The sequence below is a fragment of the Francisella sp. SYW-9 genome (assembly GCF_008711465.1).
GTDB lineage: Bacteria > Pseudomonadota > Gammaproteobacteria > Francisellales > Francisellaceae > Francisella.
This window is the reverse complement of record NZ_VXKQ01000001.1, coordinates 32862-54903: the sequence shown is the minus strand read 5'-3', so window position 1 is coordinate 54903 and position 22042 is coordinate 32862. Positions and strand designations below refer to the sequence as shown.

Below are 22042 nucleotides of genomic sequence, written 5' to 3'. Positions count from 1 at the left end.
TCATACTATGTTATCATTCTTTTATAAATTCTATATGCAAAATTTGGTGTGGAGTTAAACCATGGAATACAATTACGATATTATTATTATAGGTAGTGGCCCTGGTGGTGAAGGTGCTGCTATGAAAGCAACAAGAAATGGTCAAAAAGTAGCAATCATAGAAGATGATGCTATTGGTGGTGGCTGTAATAACTGGGGTACAATTCCAAGTAAAGCTTTAAGACAACTTTCACGTGAAATCTGGCATAATGATAAACATTATGATTTTCCCGAAATGCTTGATACATCTTTTGAAATTGTTTTAAAACAGAGAGAGATTAAAAAAAATCGCTATGCAGAAAACGAAATTGATGTATTTTATGGTTTTGCAAGCTTTCTAGATAAACATAAAATAAAAATTTCACGTAAGAATGGTTCTACAGAAATAATTACTGCTAAGAAATTTATCTTATCTACAGGATCTCGCCCATATCACCCTAATGATATAGACTTCACACATCAAAGAATCCTAGATAGTGATAAACTTCTAGAGCTAAAAGATCAGCAAATTAAGTCTATAACTATATATGGTGCTGGTGTAATTGGTTGTGAATATGCATCTATTTTAGGGACTCTTAATATCCAAGTAAATCTCATAAATACTCGTGATAAGTTAATGTCATTCCTTGATAATGAGATTATTGAGACTCTTACAAACCACTTTACTGTAAACCAAAAAATACATCTAATCCATAATGAGACATATAAAAGTATAAAAGCCAAAGGAGATAAGGTAATAACTACCCTTAACTCTGGTAGAATTATAGAATCTGATTATGTTTTATTTGCTTTAGGTAGAGCCGGTAATACAGAAGGACTAAACCTGGATAAGATCGGTGTTGAATATAATCCTCAAAGAGGACTTGTTGAAGTTAATGATAATTATCAAACTACACAAGAAAATATCTATGCCGTTGGTGATGTTATTGGTTTTCCATCTCTAGCTTCTTCTGCTTTTAACCAGGGTAGATTCGCAGCTACTCATATTATAGATGGCTCTTGTAATGATAAGTTAGTTGAAGATATTCCAACAGGTATATATACTCGTCCAGAGATTAGTTGTATTGGTAAGACAGAAGAGCAACTAACAGAGGAAAATGTACCATATGAAGTTGGTCGTGCATACTTTAAAGATCTAGCTCGAGCTCAAATATCAGACAGTACAACAGGTATGCTAAAAATACTATTTCATAAGGAAACATTTGAGATCCTTGGTATCCATACTTTTGGCCATAGAGTATCTGAAATTATCCACATTGGACAAGCTATAAAATCTATGCCTGGAAAACATAATACTATCAAGTACTTCTTGAATACTACTTTTAACTACCCTACTATGGCTGAGGCTTATCGTATTGCTGCTATTGATGGTGTTAATAAATTAAGACCTAAAAATGGTGTGATTCCTAAGAAAGAAAATAAGTAAAACTTATGCATTACGATATATACATAATATTTCTTTTTATTTTTCTCTTTGGAGCTGCTATCGGTAGCTTTTTAAATGTTGTAATTTATAGAGTTCCAAACAAACTTTTTTCCGAAGAAAAAGCTATTGCTCGAGAAATATTAGAGTTACCTGCAGAGCCTACTAAAAACTTCAGTCTTTTAACTCCATCAAAATGTCCAAAATGTGACAATAAACTAAAATATCGCCATAACATTCCTATTTTAGGTTGGCTTATTTTAAGAGGTAAATGTTATTTCTGTCATGAGAAAATATCTTTTGAATACCCTCTAATTGAACTTATTACAGCTCTTATATTTATTGGTATATTTTATTACTTTGGATTTACAATACAGAGCTTAGCTCTTATTGTTTTGAGTGTTTTCTTTATACCTTTATTCTTTATAGATGCAAAACACAAAATATTACCAGATTCATTTACTTTAAGTCTCTTATGGATAGGTATCATTCTTAACTATTATGGAATATTTACAACATTAGGATTATCAATTTGGGGAGCAATAATAGGATATCTCTCATTATGGATAGTCTTTTGGGTATATAAAATATTTACTGGTAAAGAAGGCTTTGGTTATGGTGATTTTAAACTTTTAGCTGCTATAGGAGCTTGGTTTGGTTATCCTATGCTTTTATACACGATATTTGCAAGCTGCATATTCGGTATTGTTATTGCAATTTTTGTAAATATCATAGGTCGCCGAACAAATGTAATACCCTTTGGACCCGCTATAATTTTAGCTACATTTTTCTACCTGCTAACTAAAGATAATCTTTATGTATGGTATAATCACATCATGCTAATTAATATTCAGTAGGATTTCCTACATGCAAAAAAAAGATATTTCTATTTTAACTTTGATTGTTATTATTGTTGTGCTCATACTATATATATTTAGTACAACTAACATTAATAGCCCACTATCAGGAAATAAACAAGGTTTATACATTGTTGAACAAGCATTCCCTCAATATAAAGTCATCAAAACATTTGATACAGGTCTACATCTAGAAGCATATATTCTTCAGGATAAAAAAGATCCTAGTAAGCGATCTGTTACTTTTACAAGCCAAGATGGCAGTGTAATCGTTAATGGTCAGCTTTTAGTTTGGGATAGAGGTGAAAATAAGCTAACTAGTCTTAACAATATCTATGCAAACTACTTCACATCAAATCCTAAAGCAAATGAGCTATACTTAAACATAAAGAAATATGCTTCATATATTCAACAAGGTAGTAATGATGCCCCTCATAAGTTCTATGCTGTTATAGATCCAAGTTGCAGTTACTGTAATCGTTTATTTGAAGCGACCCAACCTGCGATCAAATCTGGTCAATTAGCAGTACGTTGGATTCCTCTTGGCGCACTACATAATAGCCCTGCTATAGTTAAAAGCTTATTTAATTCAAAAGATCCTTTGAAAGCTTTAATTAAATATCATGAAACAAAGACTTATGATAAAAATAATACTCAAGCAAATGAAAAAGCTGCTAACAACATGAAGCTTTCTAAATATATAGAGGGCTTCCCTACTATACTATATAAAACTCCTCAAGATGCTCTAAAAATATCTGGAGGAAGTAAGTTGCCTCTTACAGATGCGAAAATTGCCGAAAAAGATAATATTAAAAAAATCAATGAATTCTTACTTTTAACATCGAATCAATTTTAGGTTTCTTTGGTATGAAAAAAATAATTTCTAGTGTGTTACTTCTTTTAGTTGCAAATGTTACATTTGCAGTATCCAAAGACAATATTCGCATATCCAATGATATCCATAAGATTGAAAAACACTATGGTGGTAAAGTTGGTGTGTATACTATAAATCGTAATAACTGGCATAACTTCACTCATAATGAGACTTTTTACTTCCCAATCTGTAGTGTTTATAAATTTCTTGTTGTTGGTGCTATTCTTAAAGAAAGTATGACTGATAAAAATTTACTAAATGAAAAAATTAGAATTTCAAAAAATCAGCTAGTTGGATATACTCCTATAACAAAGAAATATGTTGGCAGAGAAATGACTGTTAGAGAACTATCTAAAGCTTCTATTTTAAGTGATAATACTGCTACAAACCTTCTAATATATAAATTAGGTGGTTTAAAGAAACTAGACTCATTTATATTATCACTTAATGATCATGCGACAAAAATCACAGAACTAGAGCCTAAAGTTAATAATGTTAATATAAGTAATAATTTAAATAAGACTACACCTAAAATAATTACAAGAGATCTAAATAAAATAGCATTTAGTCATGATATCCTTGATAAAAAGCACAGAATTTTATTTAAGAAGTGGTTAAGGGAAAATAACACAGGAAGTAATCGTATAGCAGCAGAACTTCCGAAAGGTTGGAAGATAGGTGATAAAACTGGAACTTGTGATTATGGCTCTACAAATGATGTAGCTATTGTATGGCCTAATAATTCTCGAGCAATAGTAATGTCAATTTTATATACCCAACCTATAAAAAATGCAGAGCCTAAAGATAAGGTAATACAAGAAGTAGCCAAACTACTTTTTGATAACTTCAATATTAAAAATAATAGCAAAAAAAATGCCTAAGATAAAAATGATAGTTGGCCTAGGAAATATAGGCAAAGAATATGAAAATACTCGCCATAATGTTGGTGAATGGCTAATTGCAGAAATAGCTAGAGAACAAAGTGAAAGCTTTAGCTCAAATTCAAAGCTTAACTCAGATATTGCTAAAGTTAACTTAGCTTATAATAATGTTTTACTAGTATTTCCAACCACATATATGAACAATAGTGGTCTTGCTGTTAGTAAAGTAGCTAATTTTTATAAAATTAAAGCTGAGGAAATACTTGTTGCTCATGATGAGCTAGATATAGATTATGGTCAAATTCGTCTTAAAAAAGGTGGTGGCCATGGTGGTCACAATGGTCTTAGAAGTATTCATCAACATTTAGGAACAAATGATTATTTACGCTTAAGGATAGGTATAGGCCACCCTGGGCATAAATCAAAAGTTTCAAACTATGTTCTATCAAATCCATCTATCCAACAGAAAAGCCTAATAGATGAAGCTATTAATAATGCTATATGTGTTTTAGATGATATAATAAACTACAAACTTGAGCCTGCTATGCAAAGGCTTCATACTAAATAAATATTACTTCTTTAAAGTATAGAAATATAAGGAATAAAATATGGGATTTAAATGTGGTATTGTAGGTTTACCAAATGTTGGTAAATCAACTCTTTTTAATGCTTTAACAGAAGCAGGTATTGACGCTGAGAACTACCCTTTTTGTACAATTGATCCAAATGTTGGTATCGTTTCTGTACCTGATCAAAGACTTAATGAATTAGCTAAGATTGTTAATCCTGAAAAAATACTACCAACTACGATGGAGTTTGTTGATATTGCTGGGCTTGTTGCTGGTGCTAGTAAAGGTGAAGGTCTAGGTAACAAATTCTTAGCAAATATTCGTGAAACTGATGCTATAGCTCATGTAGTTAGATGTTTTGAAGATGACAATATTATCCATGTAAGTGGTCAAGTTGACCCTATTGATGATATTAACACTATCAATATGGAGCTAATATTAGCAGATATTGAGTCTTGTGATAAAGCTATCCAAAGATTTGCAAAGATGAAAAAATCAGGAGATAAAGAAGCTCTTGCTAAAGCTGAGTTCTACACAAGATTAAAAGAGCATCTAGAGTCTGAAAAGCCAGCTAGAACTTTTGAGATGAACGAAGATGAAACTAAGTGGTTAAAGCAAACTCCTCTACTGACAAGTAAACCAGTATTATATATTGCCAATGTTAATGATGATGGATTTGAAAACAATCCTCTTCTTGATAAAGTTGTAGAATATGCCAAAGATGAAAACTCAAATGTTGTACCTGTTTGTGCTGCAATGGAGCAAGAAATCTCTCAATTAGAACCTGAAGAGAAACTTGAGTTTCTAGCAGATATGGGACTTACTGAGACTGGTCTTGATAGAGTTATCAAAGCAGGGTATGCTCTTTTAAACCTTCATACTTACCTAACAGCTGGTGTTAAAGAAGTTAGAGCTTGGACTATACCTGTAGGCGCTACAGCTCCACAGGCAGCAGGCGTTATTCATACGGATTTTGAAAGAGGCTTTATCCGTGCTGAAGTAATATCATACGATGATTATATCCAGTATAAAGGTGAAAAAGGTGCTAAAGAAGCGGGAAAAGCTCGCCTTGAAGGTAAAGAATATATAATGAAAGATGGTGATGTTGTAAACTTTAGGTTCAATGTATAAATCAAAATATTTCTTATTCAAAATAATGAAGAAAATAATAAATTCTTACACTATTATTAGCTTACTATTGATTATAATCACTGGTTGTCACGCAACTTTTAATCTTCCAAGCTATCAGCTAACAGGTACATATTACAATCCTGATTACTCTGACTATAGTAAAGACGATCTAATCAATCGCTATTTCCATGAAAATGTTGAGCAAATGGAAACTAGTCCTTATACATACCAAGGACAATACTATGAAGAAACCGGGTATACTCAACCAAGTCCATTTATGCAAAATATTAACTTTGATAATATGTATGAATAATACTTAAGTTGACTATATTATTGACTTATCATTATTAAAAATGTAACTAAGTTTTATAGAGATTATCTTATTATCAACAATATTCGCTATTTCAAGAAGAGTGTTGCCATACTTAATACAACAAGGTCCAGATGGTAAATTCTCAATTTCCTCAATGATAAGACCAGATAGTGTTTTAGCATCCTCACTCTCAAACTCAATACCAATATGGCGATTTATTTCTCTAAGAGTTGCACTACCACCTATCAAATAACTATTCTCATCAATTTTACGAATATTATTATTTACATCAAATCTATCAGAGAATTCTCCAACTATCTCTTCCATTATGTCTTCGATAGTCACCACTCCTGTAACATCTCCATATTCATCAACAACTACAGCGAAACGTTTACTTTTTTTCTGAAAATTTATCAATTGAGTTTGTAAAGAAACAGTCTCTGGAATGAAGTAAGGTTGCTCTGCAATTTTACGTAAGCTTACTTTAGTAATATTTGATCTTTTAGATGCTATTAATAAATTAGTTATATCTTTAAGTTTAATAATTCCTATTATATTATTTACTCCGTTTTCACAAAGAATTATATTTAATGATTTAACTTTTGAAACTCTTGCTAAGATCTTATCTATTGAATTATTCAGATCGATATATTCTATCTTGTTAAAGTGAGTCATCACTTCTTGAACTAGTATTTTATCTAGCTCTAAGACGCCTAGAAGCATATTTTTATTTTTAGCACCTAATTTTGCATTTGACTCATGAACAACAGTATGAATTTCTTCTTTATTTAATGATTCATTATTTACAGGCTCTATTTTAACCCCAAAAATTTTCAAAGTTAACTTTGAAATTGTACTTAAAAAAATTACTACTGGATATAGAGATAGCATTATTACTTTGAGAGGTAATGAAAAAGGAAATGCTAATCTTTGCGGATATACAGCAGCAAAGGATTTTGGAATTATCTCACCAAACACAAGGACTAATATAGTTACAACAATAGTTGAGATTAATAAACCAAAATCTCCAAAATGATCTTCAGAATATGATGAGATTACTGTACCTGCAAAAATATTAGCAAAAGTATTACCAATAAGAATAGCAACTAAAAGTTTCTCAGGATTACGAACCAAAGAAAGGCTTCTCTTTGCTGAGCGATGATTTTTTTTTGCCAAGTGCTTTAATTTATATTTATTCAAAGCCATCATAGCAGTTTCAGAGCTTGAAAAGAAAGCTGATGTACAAATAAGAATAAATAAGATAATAACTACAGAATAAGTACTCATATTTTTAATTATAAACTAATAAGTAAAACTTATTCTAACACAAGATTTTTATCAAAAAAGAATATATATAAGATAAATAGATAAAATTTATACTCTCATAAAGTCAGCGTGAACTAGCTTAACTTTATATGGATGTCTTTGTAAAGCTTTTATAATAACTTTTTCTTCTTTACCATCGATCTCTAAAGTGATCTCACTTGAGAAGAATGCTTTGTCTTCTGTAGAGTGTAATACTTTATCATGATCCATAACTACAGATACAGCTTCTTTGTCACCACCATATACAACAGCTGGGATTTTACCAGCTCTTCTTAGACGGCGGCTCGCACCAGTACCTAAGTCATCTCTTTTTTCTGCTTTTAAAACAAAATTTGCCATTGTTAGATTCCTTTTATGTATTATTATTCATTTAGTAAATAAACCTGCTAATCTATGCGACCCTAGATTAACTGTACTATTGTAGTAGATTACGATTGTTAATTCAAGTAATTAATCAACTAGTCCATGAGTTCTAAATATATCACTCACAGATTCTTCGCCATTTGTCTTCTCAACAATCTGAGCTAGTAATGGCGCTAAAGAAATGACTTTAATCTTATCACATGCTTCTGCATGTGGTTTAAGAGGAATAGAATCTGTAACAATAAGTTCTTCAATAGTTGAATTTTGTATGTTATTAATAGCATCTCCAGAAAGTAAAGGATGAACACAGAATGCTGAAACTTTTGCAGCACCGCCCTTCTCAACTAATGCTTTAGCTGCTTGACACATAGTTCCGCCTGTATCCATAATATCATCTACAAGAATACAATGCTTACCTTCAACTTCACCAATAATATTCATAACTTCTGCAACATTTGGCTTTGGTCTTCTTTTATCAACCACAGCGATCTCAACACCTAAATTTTTAGCAACGGATCTGGCTCTAACAACACCTCCCATATCCGGAGATACTATTTTTATATTTTCATACTTAGCAGGATTGTTACGAACATGCTCTAAAAATATTTTTGTTGCAAAAGCATTATCAAATGGGATATCAAAGAAACCTTGAATTTGTTCTGCATGAATATCCACAGATAAAATTCTATCTAAACCAACAGCTTGAAGTAAATTTGCAACAACTTTAGCAGATATAGGAACCCTAGCTGACTTTGATCTTCTATCTTGTCTTGCATATCCAAAATATGGCAACACTGCAGTTACTCTTTCAGCAGATGATCTTTTAAGTGCGTCAATTAGAAGTACTAACTCCATTAAGTTATCTGATGGTGGACAAGTGGATTGAATAACAAAAACATCCTTACCACGAACATTCTCATTCAATACAACCTGTATTTCACCATCTTTAAATCTATCAACGGTAGCGTTACCTAGCGTTGCACCAAGTTCCTTAGCTACTTCACAAGCAAGCTTCTTAGAAGCATTACCACTAAAAATCATCAAATCTTCAGACATTTTACCCAAACCTTCAAATTACACATATAGACACGTATTATTTTAATGTTTTTTTTAAATATTAGAAAGATACAATTGCTAATTTTCGAAAATATTTATTTAGAATAGATTGTAAGTAAGAATAATAAATGCTCATCAACCATAGCTATTTTGAATTAAAAAAATACTTTGCTATACTACTTGCCTATCTAAAATAAACTTTAAGTCATAAAGTAATTATATAATTTATGAAATTTAAAATCTTTGATAAAGTTTTTCAACCTGGTGAAATGGCTACATTAGCTATGCCATTACCTAGCCAATATTCTTGTGCTCCGATGTACCTTCCAATAAAAATACTAAATGGTGTAAAAGAAGGCCCTTGTATTTTAGTCTTTGGCATGGTTAATGGCGATGAATTTAATAGCATTGAAATCATTAACTCTCTTTTAGAGGAAACTAATCCTAAGAAACTGCATGGAACAATTGTCGCTATTCCAGTGCTTAATATATTTGGCTTAGTACACTCTGTTAAACATGCAACTCCTTTAGAGCAAGCATTTCCTGGTGATGAGTCTGGGTCTTATATGCATCGTTATGCTTATAGAGTTACTCAAGAAATTATTAAAAAAGTAAATTACTCTATCCAAATTAAGACAGGCGGCTTAAATAATGAAATATTGCCGCAAGTTTATTTTAATGCTGACGATGAAGAATCAATAACTATGGCTAGAGCGTTTCAAGCGCCGGTAATTACAGCTGTAAACATGAATAAATCAAGTATTCGTAAAATTCATCAAGATCTACATATTCCTTTTATTTGCTATGAAGCTGGAGAAGCAAATAAATTTAATGAAGAAGACATTAATGTAGGTATCGCAGGAATTCAAAACGTAATGCGTAAACTTGAACTATTAAGTGATGAAGAGTTTACTCAACAAGTTAAGCCTGTTGTTTCTGAAGATACTGAATGGACAGTTTCTGATAAACCGGGTATTTTAAGAACAGAAATTGAGTTAGGTACTAGAGTTAAAGAAGGTGAAAAGATAGGTAAGCTTATTGATCCTTTTGGTAATGATGATAGCATCCACCTAAGGTCACCTATAGATGGTATAGTTCTAGGTATTAACAACTACCCTATGATTAAAGAAGGAGATCAGGTTTTTAAAGTTTCATCATTTCAAGATGATGAAAAAGCAGAAGCTAAAATAGAAGATTGGGAAGAAATAGCAAAAGAAAATTTTAGTGATGAATAATAGATTATCTTTTTTAGCATTAATCATATGGCTTACTTGTGCTGTATTTTTTATGTATGAGTTCTTACTTAGAACAATATTAGGTACATTTGAGCACCAAATTATATCTGACTTAGACCTTAGCATACTTACATTTAGTATTTTAAGCTCAACTGCTTATCAACTTACATATGGAATCATGCAAATACCTGTTGGCATAATAACAGATAAGCTTGGGCTTAAAAAAGCTCTTACTTTAGCTATATTAGTGTGTGCTTTAGGTGTTGGCCTATTTGGTCTATGCAATAGCTTTGCAGCAGCTCTTATATATAGAGTAATGATAGGGTTTGGAGCTTCATTTGGTTTTTTATGTTTGCTTATAGCTGTTTATGACTGGCTACCACACAAACATATCGGTTTATACATAGGTCTATCTCAGTTTATCGGTGTTTTAGGTCCAATGCTAGCCGCAGGACCTTTAAATTCGCTATCTCAATCTGGAGGAGTAGATTGGAGATATGTATTTATTGCATTGTCAATAGTTGGCGTAATTTTGGCTATTATGACTATCTTTATTGTCAAAAATAATGATCAATCTTCAGCAGACTCAAACAATAATAAATTTATCCTCCTAGAAAACCCTAGATCTATTTTCATTGAGATAAAAAATATTCTCTCTAATAAGCAGATTTGGTTAATCGCTGTATTTTCTGCCACAACATACTTAGCAATAGAATACTTATCTGAAAATGCAACACAAAGTTTTTTACAACTTAATGGCTTTAATACTAAGTTTGCCTCTTACCTAATTACTCTAGCTTGGCTTGGTTATGGTATTGGTTGTCCTAGCTTAGGAGCTCTCTCAGATAGAATTAAAAGAAGAAAACCAATAATGATTTTTGCAATTTGTTTGGTTTTTATAGCATTAACAATGATAATATTTTTTCCTATTAATCAAATTGTTTTATATATTGCATTTATTGCTCTAGGATATGGTGCTAGTGGACAAAGTATTGGTTTTGCTATAATTGCAGAGCAAGCTAATGTAAGTTGTAGAGCAGCAGCCCTTGGTGTTAATAACTTTCTAATCTTTTTATCTGTTGGTATTGGCTCACCAATAATTAGTGAAATTTTCGATATGTTCTCAAATAGTGGAAAGAATCCTAGTGTAACTAGTTACCAAATAAGCTTAAGCTTACTTTTAGTGTTTGTAGCTATAGGGATATTTATCTGTACGTTATTTATTAAAGAAACATTCTGTCGCTCAACAAAAGAAGTTATTTTCTTAGACAAATAATTTTTAAATTTTTAATCAAACTTATCTAAGCTAATTGTTCTTGTTCTAAATTTATCTAAAACTAGTATAAAAATTATAATAGTACTAAATAACAAAGGCACGATTAAATAAACAAAAGCTTTATCAAAAACTTTAATATCTACATTGGCTTGTAATGGTCCTCCATTTAAATACACACTAATATAGCTAATAAGGTATTGAAATATCGCTCCGCATAAACCTATAACCATATTAACTATAGCTAAAGCTGTTGCTTTTATTTGTGCAGGAAAAATTTCCTCAACAACTGAAAATGCCAAAAGCATACTAGACACACAAAAGCCTATAATAAAAAATATAATATAGAGAAAATCGGCCGATATAAGTCTTGGAAAAATTATTATTGAAGAAAATGCAAATATAGTAATTATATTGCAAATAAACATCCAAACTCGTTTCTCACCAAAGAAACTAGCTATAAATCCATGAGATGGCCCTCCAACAGCTATTCCTATAAATAACATCACACTAATCTGAGCCGATATGTGATCAGGTAAATGATACGCCTGTTGTAAAAATAATACATCATACAACTCTGAAAAAGAATTAACTACAATACCAACCATTAAACCAGCATATATTGCCAACAACCAAAGCTTTTTATTAAGTAAAAGTTTTAAACTCTCCGAAAAACTTAGATATTTAAATTTATTGTTCGATGGATGGTTAAAGCTATTGGAGTATTTTAAGAAAAATATAATAACGAGACTCCATAATATTCCAAAATAACCTATTGCTGCTAAAGCTAGTTGCCATTTATATAGTTGAACTAAATATATCAACAAAACCTGTCCAAAGATTCCTCCAAGAACACCTATAGTATTTGTAAGCCCTACAGCTATTGGGAAATACCTTTCTGGCAAGACATCTGATGCTACTTTTAATGTACCTATAAAGGCTACTGCTGAACCAATAGCTATAAGAACCCTACCAACAAACATAGTATATAAGCTAGGATTATATACGAATAGCAATATCCCTAAACTCATTATTAAACAAGATATTGATAGCATTAGTCTTGGACCAAATTTATCAAGTAAAATCCCTGCAGGAACTTGAGATATAGCATAAATTGGAAAATATATACTCATTATATAAGCTATATCTTCAATACCAACACCCATATCAGATGCTATAGGTTTTATCAAAACACTTGGCGCTGTATGTTGGAAATAGTCTAATCCATAAAATATTGCAGCTATGGACCAAATGCTCCATCCGATTGCTAAACTAAATTTTGTAACTTTCATCTTTTATATATTCTATAATCTACCTATATAGAGCATATAAGAAATTGACTTTATTTAACAGTTATATACTCAAAAGATTAATCCCAAGAGCTTCTAAATTAGTAAAAAGCTGCTGTTTAAGCTCACTATTTGCTAATTCATTATTTTTAAAATTATCATAAAAACTGGGAATAGGCATTGAAAAACATACCTCCCCATTAAATATTGGTGCTGACTTTTTAGCGATTTCTAAAACATTTTTACCACCCATTCCTCCTGGAGATGTAGAAAGTAAAACAAGTTTTCTACCTTGAAAAATATTAGTCGATATACGTGAACACCAATCAAGTAAGTTCTTATAAAATACATTATAGTTACCATTATGCTCAGCATGAGAAATTAATATCAAATCAAACTCTGCTATCTTATCCAGAAACTTCTGAGCTTGAAGTGGAATACCAAGCTCTGTTTCATGATCTATCGAATAAATAGGCATCTCATAGTCTGTAATATTTATTAACTCAGACTCATTGCTAATATTAGATAATACAAATTTCACTAATTTATTATTTATTGAATTCTTACTATTTGATGCGGCAAAGCCAAGAATTTTCATTCTATCTCCATAATTAATTTTAAAATCATCTTTATGAGTATATTAAATTAGAAAAATTATTAAATCTAATTTATTTAGTTCTAGATAATATTAAAACCAAATAATTGCTATTTTAAGCTATAATATTTTTATAAATGTTACCCGTAGTTTATAGTATGGTTTTATATAATGAAATACTTGTCAATATAGTTACAACGATAACTAATATCATAGTGATAACTATTATAGCTGGTCTTAGTTTTTACCTTCTCAAAAAACGTGCTAAGTCCAACAGACAAATTAAAAAATTAAAATCTAGAACTATATATATTAGCGTTATTATATTCTTCGTAGCTCTTATAAAAATATGGATTGGAGGAATTGGCCATCTACTTACAATGCTAAGTCTAGTAGCTGCTGGTCTTGTAATAGTCAATAAAGAAACTGTTATGAACTTTGTTGGCTGGATTATTATTAATTGGCGTAGTTTATTTTCAGAGGGTGACTATATACAGATTCAGAATTATCATGGCTATATTACTGAAATTAAGCTTTTTTACTTTAGGATGTATGAAACTGTTAGTCATGGTGATAAAAAAACCACTGGAAAACTACTTAAACTCCCTAACGCTCTAGTAATAACAAGTCCTATATCTACTTTTACTAGTGATGATAGTGTTATCCTAAATAAAATACCTTTTCTCATTAGTACTGATAAAAATGTATTAGAAATATCCGAAAAAGCAAGCTCTATAATTAAAGATATTATTATTGATAAATATAACTTTAATAAAGACTTTTCTAAAAGTACTGTCATTAACAAAAGTAAACTTAAGCATTGCGAGATTCGTGATTTCAAACCAGATATAGAAATAAAAACACTTATTGATAAAGAAAATACCATAAATATTCAAGCAAACTTCTACTGCTACATTAATGATAAGAAAGATATAGAACAACTATATATCAAAGAGCTATTAAAACAAATAAAGCCTAACCTCTCTTCTTCTTGATAAAGTTCCTCGTATAAAAATTTATACTACTAATCCATAATGGACTAAACAGTAATGATAAAGATATTAAAGTAATACTATACTGATATATACTAATATCCAAAATACCTGAAACATATCCCATAGATATTAATACAAAACTAAATTCACCAATCTGTGATAACATCGCACCACCTATTAATGCCTCATCTAACCGTTGCTTTAATGCCTTAAAGATTAAAGTATTTATAACTGTGTTAAGTATAAAAATCAATAATAAAAATAAAACAAACATCAAGACATGATCCCAGAATAACTTAAGATCTATTAGCATTCCAATAGAGATAAAAAACAGAGCCATAAATATAGTTTTAACAGTTGATAGACTATGACCAACCCATTCTGTTTCTTCTACTGTTGCAACTATCATTCCACCAACAAATGCTCCTAAAGCTGAAGATAACTCAAGAGATTCTGTTAATGCAGCCATACCAAAACAAATAACTAAAGCCGCAAAAACTCTCATCTCTTCATCTCTTCCCAAAACAGAAATAAAAGGAATCTTGATGTTCTTTTTTACAGCCATAACAGCAGCAATAGCTATAACAAAAATACCACCTAAAATCTGAATTATTATTTGTGTAAGATCTGGTGACTCACCACCTATTATTCTAATAATAATCAACATAGGAACTACAGCAAGATCTTGTATTAACAATACACCTAGCACATTCTGACCTAGACGAGTCTTCATACTACCACTATCATGCAGAAGCTTAAGAACAACAGCTGTACTACTTAAACTTACAACAGCTCCAAAAAGTAGTATCTTTGCAATACTCCAGTTTAATGTTATACCAACAATTGAAACTACCAGACTAGTTACGAGCATTTGCAATATAGTTCCAACTGTAGGAACTTTCCAATTCTCTGCAAATTTTCGCGGAGAAACTTCCATACCAGCAAAAAATAGTAGAAGAATAACACCTATCTCACCTAATCGAGATAGACTTTCCTGATCTTGAATAAGTTTTAGTCCATATGGGCCTAATAATATACCAGTTAAAAGATAAGCTACAACATATGGTTGTTTAAACTTTTTAATAACGATAGTAACAACTAGAATACCTAACATTACAAATACAAATATTGGTATTAGAGGCTCATTATGCATTTTTATTTTTAATAATAAATTACTTATAATAGATAATACGTTATATGAGAAGCAAATTACACACTAATAAACATTTTTAAAGGTTTATAAAACGATAATAAATGGATAAGCTAAAAGAAATATTAAAACTAAATACTATAACAGTTGCTAAGAAGTTACTTGGACATTATTTGGTTAGTAAGCAAGGTGAATATCTATTAATAGGTAAAATAGTAGAAACTGAAGCATATCTAAATGATGATCCAGCTTCTCACTCATTTTCAAAGATGACACAAAGAAATGCTATGATGTTTGAAAAACCTGGGACTTCATATGTCTACTTTACCTATGGAATGCATCACTGTATGAATGTTGTCACTTCAGACATTGGTATTGGAGAGGCTATACTTATTAGAGCTTTAGAGCCGATACAAGGTATAGAACAGATGCAGATTAATAGATCAAAAACTAAGTTTAAAGATCTATGTTCTGGCCCTGCTAAATTAGCTCAAGCATTAGATATAGATCTAGCAGATAATGGTATTAACTTACTTGATATAAATTCTCATTTATACCTTAAGTATAATGATAAAATAGAAGTTTTTGATATAGTTGAAACTCAAAGAATTGGAATATCTAAAGCAAAAGAAAAACTTCTAAGATTTTATATAAAAGATAATAATTATGTTTCTACTAAATAATTAAAATATCACTAACTGCTAGTAATGCCACTATAGTAAAAAGCATATTTAACAATAAGAATATCCAAGAAATTTTATGCCCCACATATATCGAGTAACAAGCATAAATACAAAGAGCTATACCAGAAAAACTCATAAAAATATTTGATAGAGTAAAATTAATAAAACTAAAAACTGTACCTAAACTTAAAAATATAAATCCTAATAAACCAACAAGTATCTGTAACCTAAGCCTAGTATTTTTTAGCGTATGATAACACCCATAAATTGTAATAAATATAGAAAGAACAAATATAATATTATTTGGTAAACTTATGACTATAAAAATCGCTATAGCCATTCCAACACCATTAACCCAAAAGAAAAGTAATTCTTTATCTAAAAATGATGAAATAGTTAAAAACACACCTCCTACTATAAATAAGTAATTTTTAAGCATCACATCACTAACAGGTAGTGCTACTATAGTAATAATTAGCCCTAGAATTGCAAAACCTAGACTATTAACAAATGGTAATTTATTCTCCAATATCCTCATTCCATAGATCTGGGTTATTATCAATAAACTCTTGCATCATATCTATACATTCACGATCATTTAAAACTTGAACATCAATTCCATTTGATTTTAGAAGTTCCTCTTGACCCATAAAATTAATATTTTCACCAACAATCACTTTTTTTATACCATAAAGTAATATAGCTCCTGAACACATTGGACATGGAGATAAGGTCGTATATAAAGTTGCTTTTTTATAATCTTTTGCTTTTAGGCGCCCTGCATTTTCTAAACAATCCATCTCAGCATGCAGTATACAACTACCTTTCTGTACTCGCTGATTATGTCCTGCTCCAACTATTTTATCATCTATAACCAAAACAGACCCTATTGGAATTCCACCTTTTGTAGACCCTTTTTTAGCCTCAACAATAGCTTCTTTAAGATACTTATCCATATATTAAATTTTACTTTAAAAAAAATTAAGAAAGATTCTACTAATTATTTTGCCTAAAATCTAGGTTTACATCTTTGCTTAATGATAAAATAGTACTAAATATGTATTAACATTAAAAACTATATGTCTACAGAAAAAGTTTTTAGAAAGAAGTTAGCAATCTGCCATCATATAATTCATCACTATGGTTGGGATGACTTACTAGCTACACATATATCTGCAAGATTACCTAATGGTAATATAATTATAACTCCACATAACATTTCTTTTGATAAAGTTACAAAGAAAAATTTAGTTACTGTAACACCTAATGGAGAAATCATCTCGGATAATGATCACAAAGTGATGCCTCAAGCAGCTAATATACACTTAGAAACCTACAAAGCAAGACAAGATATAAATGCTATAATTCACACTCATAGTAAATATGCTGTTATCTTATCATCACTAGAATGTGGTATGCAGTTCACTAACCAACAATCACTAAGGTTTTATGATGACATTTCATATCACCATTATGATGGACTTGCGCTAGATAATGAAGGCAAGGCTATTGCAAATAGTCTTGGTCAAAAAAATAACATGATGATACTTGATAACCATGGAATAATTACAACGGCTGAATCAATAGAAAAAGCTATTTATAAGCATTACTATTTTGAGCAATCGATAGAAATAGAGGTTAAAACCTTATCTAGTGGTCAAAAAATTAAACCTATTCCGAAAGGTGTGTGTAAAAAGACTTCTCAACAGTTTGCTAAAATAAATACCTGTCATATTGAGTTTGAAGTATTTAAGAGAATTACTAAAAAATATAGATAATTATTTAACAACCACTTTATTTGTCTTCTTAGAGAGAGCCTTTTCATTTATCTCTATACCAAGGCCCGGAACATCTGGAGCTTCAAAGTAGCCATTTACAGGTTGGGGATCTTGAATACAAAGCTCTCTATTAAAATTTTTAAGAGCATAAGTGTGATGCTCATGAATTATAAAATTTGGAATAGCTGTTTCTAAATGTAAGCTCGCTGCTGTAGCAATAGGTCCTCCACAAACATGAGCTTGAATCTTAACATCATACATATCAACGTAATCACAAACCTTTTTAGCCTCTGTAAGACCTCCACATAAGCCAATATCTGGTTGTAAAATATCTATAGTCTGTTTTTCTATATATTCACGTACTCCATGTCTTAGATATAATCTCTCACCAGCAGCTATTGGAACACGTAGTTTATCTTTTAGCGGCTCATGTAATTTACTATTTAGATAATTAACAGGTTCCTCAAAATATAGACAATTAAAATCTTCCGCTATTTCACCTAATTGTAGTGCTGAAGTTAAACTAGGTAAACTATGACATTCAAAGATAATATCGCCATTTTCTCCAAGCACATCTCGAATAGCTTGCATTCTTTCACGGATCAAATTTAAATGATCTCTACGAAAAGGTAGTGTACAGTCATAAAGAGTATCTCCTTTATGATCAAACATCATTGGATCAACTTTGATTGCATCATAACCTTCTGCTACAGCTTTCTCTGTCGCTTTTGCATAATCTTCTGGTTTGAATAATGCCTTACGCTCATATTCATCCCAGTCAAACTGCAATTGGCTCGCATAAGTTCTAAGCTTTTTATTTGTCTTACCACCAAGTAACTGATACACAGGCACTCCTAGAGCCTTACCTTTAATATCCCATAGGGCAATATCAATAGCACTCATAGCTGCATATACAACAGGGCCTCCACCAAGCCCCCAAAAACTCTCACGTAGCATTCTATCCCATAGTCTCTCACTCTCAAATGGATCTGTACCAATCACCATTTCCTCTGCAAACTCTCTAATCATATTTGCTGCTGCTGAGTGTCCTAAGTCATAAGCCAATCCAGCCTCACCTACTCCTGTGATACCCTCATCTGTAATTACTTTTACAAATACTGGTGACCACGCTGGCCTTTTGTCACAATATACATCAAATATTTCTACTGCTACTATTTTCATGATTTAAACCTTATTATTTTAATTTTTAAAATAAATCTTTTGAGCTACATTTTTAAACACATTTTCTGATATCCTATCATTATTAATGTATTTATGTAAAAAACTCTGCCAAAAACTATAATTATTTTGGTTAGAAACTGGAAAGTTTGACCCATAACATAACTGACTATCATGTATATTTTCAAAAACAAAATCTAATGCTTTATTAACATAATAAGAATCATTATTTAATTCAAATCCTGATAGCTTTAGATTCCATTTTTTATTTTGTTTACATTCCTGTATTAAGCTATACCAACTCTCCAAACTATTTTTATCTTTAAATATTGGTAAACCAAAGTGCTCTATTACCATAGTTACTTGAGAACTATTTATGCTATTTAAAATAGTTAAAAATTGTTCTGGATACATTTGTGCTTCAAATACCAAACTATTTTGTTGTAAAATCTTCAGTTTATCCTCTAAATCACTTGGAATATCTTTAGTAAATGGACCATAGCTTGATTTATCTGTATTTGCCATAATTTGACGAACACCTACTATATCTTTATGCTTTTTTAACTGAATAGCTTTTTTTTCAAACTCAAGAATATCTAGTGTGAAATCAAGAAATGCTACAACCTTAATATTTTTATCTAAAAACTCTGACTTAAGCCATTTATACTCACATAACGGATCAAATATTTCACCATGAGCTTCAATATGTACAAAAGCATCAGCATTCAAATCATTTGGAATAACTAGACTTGGTAGATTAGTATTTTTAACCCAATTGTTATACCCGTTCTTAATATCCCAAAAATGTATATGTGAATCAATAATATCCATCTAATTCCTTATATGTCTAATTTTCTAAATCCTTATCTAGATTATAAACATATTTATATTTTTATAAAAAAAGACTTTACAAATAAAATATTAAGAATTACAATGCATGAAAATTAAAACATATATTATTATTCATATTTAATTAGAGAGGAGAAAAATATGACTAGACAAGATATAGATGATGCACTTGCTAAATGGAAAGATGGCTTATTAGGAATATCTAAGACTTATAGAGAAGGAGGAGACTATAAGCAATTAGCTCACAACCTTATCAAAGATATATATGCTTATGATAATAGCGATGTTCTATTTAAACCTACTTTAGCTTCTAAAAAAATGTTTAGAGGTGATTTAGAAGGTGCAGTATCTTATTTTGTTGCAGGTAATGATAACTATAGTGAAGATAATGGTTTTGCTATAAGCCCTTGGGCAGAACTAGAGTTTGAAAATGCTGGATACATTATCGAAGATAATATTGGTATGGTTATGGGTAACAAGCACCTAACTCAAACTGATGGTACAAAAGTTGTAGCTAACTATACGATGGCATTTAAATCAAATAAAAAAGGTGAACTACAAATCGTACTTCACCATTCATCTTTACCGTATACTCCAGTATAATAACAAAAGATAATTAATTAACTACAAATATCCAATGGCTATAAAAAAAAATCACAATTGGACTTTTTTAACAAACCACTCACATGTGTTATGTCTCATTAATAGTAACCCAAACATTACTATTAGAGATATGGCTATCAAGGTTGGGATCACTGAAAGAGCAGTCCTAAATATACTTAGTGACCTAACCGAGACAGCCTACTTAACTGTTACAAAAGTAGGAAGAAATAATCATTACGAAATAAATAAAGATAAAAGATTACGCCACCCTATCGAAAATCACTGTACTATTGATGATTTTTTAGAACCATTAGTAGCGAAAAAATCGTAGCAATTCTTAAGTAAAAAGCTTAGTATTTATAAAATGAAAACCTTTATTTATAAATAATGCTCGTACAAATCATAGACTCAATATTACCTATATTTATTATTATCTTTGTTGGTTGGCTAACTGGCTATCTAAAAATAGTCGGTGAGAATGCTCATAAAACCTGTGCAAAGATTGTCACAGTATATGTATTCCCTGCATTACTATTTATGCAAACAGCTACAGCAAAACCACAGCAAATATTTGACCTGCGTTGGATGTCTGCTTTTCTAGTTTCTATAGCTATTATCTGGGTAATCTGTTTTAGTGCTAGTATCTTTATTTTTAAAGAATCTAAGAAAAATAGTGTTATGCAAGCTATGATAAACACCTTCACAGATATGGGTGGTATGGGAATTCCATTTTTTATGAGTATCATAGGTTCAGCAGCTCTTATATCTGTTGCTAAGGCTAATTTTGTAATATCTCTAACACTTATTCCTTTGACTATATTTTTATTAGAACTTTATTCAGGATCTAATGAATCTAGAAAAGGCATAATACTATATGCACTATCTCACTCGCTTAGAAAACCTATGTTCTTAGCTGTAGTATTTGGTGCTATTATTAGCCTGTTACATGTATACACAATGATACCAACACCTATTACTGATTCAATAAATAATGCTTCAAAAGCTTGTGTGTTCATGTCTCTATTTACAGTCGGTTTAGCTCTATATGGAATTAGACTACACCTAAGCAAGATGTTTATTTTTAATGTAATAATGAAAAGCTTAGTTAGCGGATTTATCGCTTGGGGAATTGTAATTTTATTTGGTATCACTGGAGATTCTGCTAAAGAACTAGTTTATCTAGTAGCTATGCCAACAGCAACAATAGCAACTATATTTGCTCTACAATGGCGTGCAATTCCAGATGAAGCTACAAGCTTGTATTTAGTTTCAACCGTTTTATCTATAATTACATTACCGATATGGATGTTTTTATTAGGTTAAGAATTTTATTTCAAAAGAATGGCTTCTATCTTCTCTAGTTTTGATAATTTATCTTCAAACCTAGATAAATCATCTTTTAAATCCATAAGGCTACTCAGAATATTCATCGTTGTTTCCTGCATCTTTAATGCCTTATTTCTATCTCTAATAATGTGTAAGTCATTAAATAATTTTCTTGTCTGAATTATTGCATTATCAACTCTGTCTAATTCTTTCAATTTATACCCATTAAGAATGAAAGTTATTATTTTGTTGTTG

General features: G+C 30.7%; 26 protein-coding genes. 15 read left to right on the top strand and 11 right to left on the bottom strand.

From position 1 onward, the window contains the following. Positions 1-61 precede the first annotated feature (61 nt). The 7 genes from sthA to F3D62_RS00245 are packed head-to-tail and all read left to right on the top strand — an operon-like array spanning position 62 to position 6087. Positions 62-1465 (top strand): Si-specific NAD(P)(+) transhydrogenase, encoded by a 1404-nt coding sequence (gene sthA / locus F3D62_RS00275; RefSeq protein ID WP_150466253.1) that lies wholly within the window; start codon positions 62-64, stop codon positions 1463-1465. A gap of 5 nt (positions 1466-1470) precedes the next feature. Then, positions 1471-2319 carry a prepilin peptidase gene (locus F3D62_RS00270; RefSeq protein ID WP_150466252.1) on the top strand — a complete coding sequence of 283 codons (849 nt, stop codon included), beginning with the start codon at positions 1471-1473 and terminating at the stop codon, positions 2317-2319. 10 nt (positions 2320-2329) lie between these two features. Beyond that, positions 2330-3175, top strand: a complete 846-nt coding sequence (locus F3D62_RS00265) for a DsbC family protein (RefSeq protein WP_150466251.1) — start codon at positions 2330-2332, stop codon at positions 3173-3175. Between the two features lie 11 nt (positions 3176-3186). Continuing rightward, a complete protein-coding gene (gene bla, locus F3D62_RS00260) occupies positions 3187-4074 on the top strand; it encodes a class A beta-lactamase (protein ID WP_150466250.1) in 888 nt (295 codons plus the stop codon). Beyond that, the gene (pth, locus tag F3D62_RS00255; protein WP_150466249.1) at positions 4067-4642 is read left to right on the top strand and encodes an aminoacyl-tRNA hydrolase; all 576 of its coding nucleotides are present in this window, start codon (positions 4067-4069) and stop codon (positions 4640-4642) included. Before bla ends, pth begins: the two co-directional genes overlap by 8 nt. A 40-nt stretch (positions 4643-4682) precedes the next feature. After that, positions 4683-5774 carry a redox-regulated ATPase YchF gene (gene ychF, locus F3D62_RS00250; RefSeq protein ID WP_150466248.1) on the top strand — a complete coding sequence of 364 codons (1092 nt, stop codon included), beginning with the start codon at positions 4683-4685 and terminating at the stop codon, positions 5772-5774. Between the two features lie 25 nt (positions 5775-5799). Then, the gene (locus tag F3D62_RS00245) at positions 5800-6087 is read left to right on the top strand and encodes a hypothetical protein (protein ID WP_150466350.1); all 288 of its coding nucleotides are present in this window, start codon (positions 5800-5802) and stop codon (positions 6085-6087) included. Between the two features lie 12 nt (positions 6088-6099). Here the strand turns inward: F3D62_RS00245 and F3D62_RS00240 are convergent, their stop codons facing one another. From F3D62_RS00240 to F3D62_RS00230, 3 genes are all read right to left on the bottom strand, one after another. Then, positions 6100-7374: an HlyC/CorC family transporter gene (locus tag F3D62_RS00240; protein WP_150466247.1), complete on the bottom strand. Its 1275-nt coding sequence runs from the start codon at positions 7372-7374 to the stop codon at positions 6100-6102. A gap of 87 nt (positions 7375-7461) precedes the next feature. Next, complete coding sequence (gene rplY, locus F3D62_RS00235) at positions 7462-7752, bottom strand: 50S ribosomal protein L25 (RefSeq protein ID WP_150466246.1); 291 nt, start codon at positions 7750-7752, stop codon at positions 7462-7464. Positions 7753-7863: 111 nt separating this feature from the next. After that, positions 7864-8832, bottom strand: a complete 969-nt coding sequence (locus F3D62_RS00230) for a ribose-phosphate pyrophosphokinase (RefSeq protein WP_150466245.1) — start codon at positions 8830-8832, stop codon at positions 7864-7866. A 227-nt stretch (positions 8833-9059) separates the two neighbouring features. On the opposite strand from F3D62_RS00230, the gene F3D62_RS00225 reads away from it, so the two are divergent. Together F3D62_RS00225 and F3D62_RS00220 are read left to right on the top strand one after the other, a co-directional pair. After that, on the top strand, positions 9060-10067 hold the full coding sequence (locus F3D62_RS00225) for a succinylglutamate desuccinylase/aspartoacylase family protein (RefSeq protein WP_150466244.1): 1008 nt from the start codon (positions 9060-9062) through the stop codon (positions 10065-10067). Continuing rightward, positions 10060-11343, top strand: coding sequence for an MFS transporter (locus tag F3D62_RS00220; protein WP_150466243.1), 1284 nt, complete (start codon positions 10060-10062; stop codon positions 11341-11343). Before F3D62_RS00225 ends, F3D62_RS00220 begins: the two co-directional genes overlap by 8 nt. An 11-nt stretch (positions 11344-11354) precedes the next feature. On the opposite strand, the gene F3D62_RS00215 is transcribed toward F3D62_RS00220, so the two are convergent. Next, complete coding sequence (locus tag F3D62_RS00215) at positions 11355-12632, bottom strand: MFS transporter (RefSeq protein WP_150466242.1); 1278 nt, start codon at positions 12630-12632, stop codon at positions 11355-11357. A gap of 61 nt (positions 12633-12693) precedes the next feature. Next, complete coding sequence (locus F3D62_RS00210; RefSeq protein WP_150466241.1) at positions 12694-13227, bottom strand: NADPH-dependent FMN reductase; 534 nt, start codon at positions 13225-13227, stop codon at positions 12694-12696. Between the two features lie 155 nt (positions 13228-13382). Between F3D62_RS00210 and F3D62_RS00205 the strand changes: the two genes are divergently transcribed. Continuing rightward, entirely contained in the window at positions 13383-14219 is an 837-nt protein-coding gene (locus tag F3D62_RS00205) for a mechanosensitive ion channel domain-containing protein (protein WP_150466240.1), read from the top strand. Here the strand turns inward: F3D62_RS00205 and F3D62_RS00200 are convergent. Continuing rightward, a complete protein-coding gene (locus F3D62_RS00200; RefSeq protein ID WP_150466239.1) occupies positions 14200-15372 on the bottom strand; it encodes a cation:proton antiporter in 1173 nt (390 codons plus the stop codon). The genes F3D62_RS00205 and F3D62_RS00200 overlap by 20 nt on opposite strands. Positions 15373-15473: 101 nt before the next feature. On the opposite strand from F3D62_RS00200, the gene F3D62_RS00195 reads away from it, so the two are divergent. Next, the gene (locus F3D62_RS00195; RefSeq protein WP_150466238.1) at positions 15474-16052 is read left to right on the top strand and encodes a DNA-3-methyladenine glycosylase; all 579 of its coding nucleotides are present in this window, start codon (positions 15474-15476) and stop codon (positions 16050-16052) included. Here the strand turns inward: F3D62_RS00195 and F3D62_RS00190 are convergent. After that, a complete protein-coding gene (locus F3D62_RS00190) occupies positions 16045-16581 on the bottom strand; it encodes a hypothetical protein (RefSeq protein ID WP_150466237.1) in 537 nt (178 codons plus the stop codon). The genes F3D62_RS00195 and F3D62_RS00190 overlap by 8 nt on opposite strands. Beyond that, positions 16571-17008, bottom strand: coding sequence for a nucleoside deaminase (locus tag F3D62_RS00185; protein WP_150466236.1), 438 nt, complete (start codon positions 17006-17008; stop codon positions 16571-16573). Before F3D62_RS00185 ends, F3D62_RS00190 begins: the two co-directional genes overlap by 11 nt. Before the next feature lie 123 nt (positions 17009-17131). Between F3D62_RS00185 and F3D62_RS00180 the strand changes: the two genes are divergently transcribed. Beyond that, positions 17132-17830 (top strand): class II aldolase/adducin family protein, encoded by a 699-nt coding sequence (locus F3D62_RS00180; RefSeq protein WP_150466235.1) that lies wholly within the window; start codon positions 17132-17134, stop codon positions 17828-17830. Here F3D62_RS00180 and F3D62_RS00175 read toward each other — a convergent pair whose 3' ends face one another. Both F3D62_RS00175 and F3D62_RS00170 read right to left on the bottom strand, forming a co-directional pair. Beyond that, positions 17831-19012 (bottom strand): mandelate racemase/muconate lactonizing enzyme family protein, encoded by a 1182-nt coding sequence (locus F3D62_RS00175; protein ID WP_150466234.1) that lies wholly within the window; start codon positions 19010-19012, stop codon positions 17831-17833. Between the two features lie 18 nt (positions 19013-19030). After that, the gene (locus tag F3D62_RS00170) at positions 19031-19840 is read right to left on the bottom strand and encodes an amidohydrolase family protein (RefSeq protein WP_150466233.1); all 810 of its coding nucleotides are present in this window, start codon (positions 19838-19840) and stop codon (positions 19031-19033) included. A 159-nt stretch (positions 19841-19999) separates the two neighbouring features. Here F3D62_RS00170 and F3D62_RS00165 point away from each other — a divergent pair, with 159 nt between their 5' ends. From F3D62_RS00165 to F3D62_RS00155, 3 genes are read left to right on the top strand one after another with little or no spacing between them, the layout of a single operon-like run. Then, entirely contained in the window at positions 20000-20461 is a 462-nt protein-coding gene (locus F3D62_RS00165; protein ID WP_150466232.1) for a phosphoribosyl-AMP cyclohydrolase, read from the top strand. A gap of 34 nt (positions 20462-20495) precedes the next feature. Beyond that, positions 20496-20792, top strand: a complete 297-nt coding sequence (locus F3D62_RS00160; protein WP_150466231.1) for a helix-turn-helix transcriptional regulator — start codon at positions 20496-20498, stop codon at positions 20790-20792. 56 nt (positions 20793-20848) lie between these two features. Continuing rightward, complete coding sequence (locus F3D62_RS00155; RefSeq protein WP_150466230.1) at positions 20849-21784, top strand: AEC family transporter; 936 nt, start codon at positions 20849-20851, stop codon at positions 21782-21784. A gap of 5 nt (positions 21785-21789) precedes the next feature. On the opposite strand, the gene F3D62_RS00150 is transcribed toward F3D62_RS00155, so the two are convergent. Continuing rightward, positions 21790-22002, bottom strand: a complete 213-nt coding sequence (locus tag F3D62_RS00150; protein ID WP_150466229.1) for a hypothetical protein — start codon at positions 22000-22002, stop codon at positions 21790-21792. Between the last annotated feature and the right edge of the window lie 40 nt (positions 22003-22042).